Origin of the sequence: Povalibacter sp. (assembly GCF_036520495.1) — a bacterium.
Lineage (GTDB): Bacteria > Pseudomonadota > Gammaproteobacteria > Steroidobacterales > Steroidobacteraceae > Steroidobacter.
Window position 1 is genome coordinate 1 of sequence record NZ_DATDJO010000012.1, and the last position, 2,126, is coordinate 2,126.

2 protein-coding genes and 1 pseudogene are annotated in these 2,126 nt (G+C 62.4%); 2 read left to right on the top strand and 1 reads right to left on the bottom strand.

Annotated features, from left to right (window positions below; translation table 11 throughout):
* Positions 1-134 (bottom strand): annotated as a pseudogene (locus tag VIZ63_RS03930) (IS3 family transposase); the annotation flags it as partial.
* Positions 135-401: 267 nt separating this feature from the next.
* Between VIZ63_RS03930 and VIZ63_RS03935 the strand changes: the two are divergent.
* Positions 402-1,184 (top strand): SDR family NAD(P)-dependent oxidoreductase, encoded by a 783-nt coding sequence (locus VIZ63_RS03935; RefSeq protein WP_331608198.1) that lies wholly within the window; start codon positions 402-404, stop codon positions 1,182-1,184.
* A gap of 54 nt (positions 1,185-1,238) precedes the next feature.
* On the top strand, positions 1,239-1,622 hold the full coding sequence (locus VIZ63_RS03940) for a VOC family protein (protein ID WP_331608199.1): 384 nt from the start codon (positions 1,239-1,241) through the stop codon (positions 1,620-1,622).
* The last annotated feature ends 504 nt before the right edge of the window (positions 1,623-2,126 follow it).

Consider the following 2,126-nt stretch of genomic DNA (forward strand, 5'->3'; position numbering starts at 1 on the left):
ACCGCGAACTGACGATTGAGGTGGTTCGGTATATCGATCCGCTCCACCGTGGCTTGCTTGTAGGCATGGCTGCCGGGCTGCTTGCAGATCAGCCCCAGCTCCTCCATCAAGCTGCTGACCTTGAAGCGGCCAATCATCGCGGCGCTGCCCTGGTGTTGCTGCATTCATTGACCAATGCGACCGGAATGCGCGCCACGCAGCCGCGACAGTCTTTGCTGACGCACTGAGATCCGTCGTCTCACTGGCTCGCTCTACTCCCTCTCGGGGCGGGCCTCTCGGCCCAATGCGGAATGCGAGCGCCGCGTCTTACCGATTTCGTGCATCTGCCGCTGAGGGTTGGAACTCTTGCCCGCCGGCTCGATTGCATCGAGACCGCTGACAAATTTTCCGGAGGAGGTTTTATGGAGACTTCACGCCCACTCGCCATTGTGACCGGTGCGTCCAGCGGCATCGGCCGGGAACTCGCCTTGCTGGCGGCGCACAACGGATTCGATCTGATCGTGGCCGCGGATGAATCGATGGCTGAAGCGGTCGGGAATTTCAAGGGCGCAGGCGCCGAAGTGACGGCCATCGAAGCGGACCTCGCTACCCGTGCGGGTATCGATCGACTTTACGACGCGGCACAAGGCAGGCCCGTCGCCGCACTGTTTGCCAATGCCGGCCATGGCCTGGGTCGCGGCTTTCTCGAGCAGGACTTTGATGCCGTGCGGCACGTCATCGATACCAACATTACCGGTACCGTCTATCTGATCCAGCGTGTCGCCAACGATATGCGCCAGCGTGGATCGGGGCGGATTCTGGTGACAGGATCGATCGCGGGTTTCATGCCAGGAACGTTTCAGGCGATCTACAACGGGACGAAGGCGTTCATCGATTCGTTCTCGCTCGCCTTGCGTGAAGAACTCAAGGACACGGGCGTCACGGTCACCTGCCTGATGCCCGGTGCGACGGACACCGAGTTCTTCGCGCGCGCCGACATGCTAGATACGAAGGTGGGTACGGACGAGAAAGCGGATCCCGCAGAAGTCGCGAAAGTCGGCTTCGATGCCATGATGAACGGCGAGGCCGACGTCGTCGCCGGGCTGAAGAACAAGCTGCAGGCCGCTGCCGCGCACGTCACTTCCGGTGAGCGCCTCGCCAAGCGACACCGCAAGATGGCGGAGCCGGGAACGGCCAAGCATTGAGCGGTCACTTGCACTGACACTGCTGTAGCGCGTCAACGGGTCGAGGTGTCCGCGATGATTCATCACCTTTGCGTGGGCAGCGGTGACATCCCACGTGCCCGGCGCTTCTATGATGCAGCGCTGGGAATTCTGGGAATGCGGTTGCTGAAGCAGGACGACGTGGGGATTCACTACGGCACCGGCGACATCTTCTTCAGTGTAGTGCGGCCGACGAATGGCCACGACGCCTCTGCCGGCAACGGGGTGCACATTGCCTTCGTTGCGCGGAATCATCCGATGGTCACGGCGTTCTACGAGGCGGCCTTGCGACACGGTGGACGCGATGCTGGCGCACCGGGCGTTCGGCATCAGTACGCGCCCAACTACTTCGGGGCTTTTGTCTTCGATCCCGATGGCAACAAGATCGAGGCAGTCGCCCTTCAGTCCGTAGTCCAGTAACGCAGCCCGCGGCGGCCCAATGGCCGCCATGGGCTGCCTGCCCGCAGCGAGTACCTCACTACGGCGAGCGCGGGGGCGTGCCTTCCGGTGGCGACGAGCTATCGGGCGGTTGCACGGGCGGCACGGTTTCAGACGGTGACGGCGTGGCGGGGTCGGTGGTTGGCGGGTAGGCGGGCTCCGTTGATCCCTGGGTTCCGTCACGGGTGGCATCGTCGCCGTCCCTAACGTTGTCCCCCGAGTCCGTTTGGTGCCGTGCGCACGCCACCGCCAGCAGCGCCAAGAATGTTGTGCTCACCAGTTTGGTCTTCATCTGCAATCCTCCTGTGCGATGTGGCGTCAACAATAACTGCGTGCCCGCCGGATCCCCCCGCTGTCAGGATAGTTGTCGCCTCTGCTGATTGAAACCTTGTTGGGGGTGGAAGGCGGGAGGAGATGGCGTATTCGAATGAGTTCAGAGAGTCTTTGGTACGGCGGATGTTGGCGAAGGAGATTGGGATGTCGGCG

What these genes read in the sequence shown, in the direction of transcription:
- VIZ63_RS03940 (WP_331608199.1), top strand. Translation starts at nt 1,239, where the DNA reads ATGATTCATCACCTTTGCGTGGGCAGCGGTGACATCCCACGTGCCCGG.
- VIZ63_RS03935 (WP_331608198.1), top strand. Translation starts at nt 402, where the DNA reads ATGGAGACTTCACGCCCACTCGCCATTGTGACCGGTGCGTCCAGCGGC.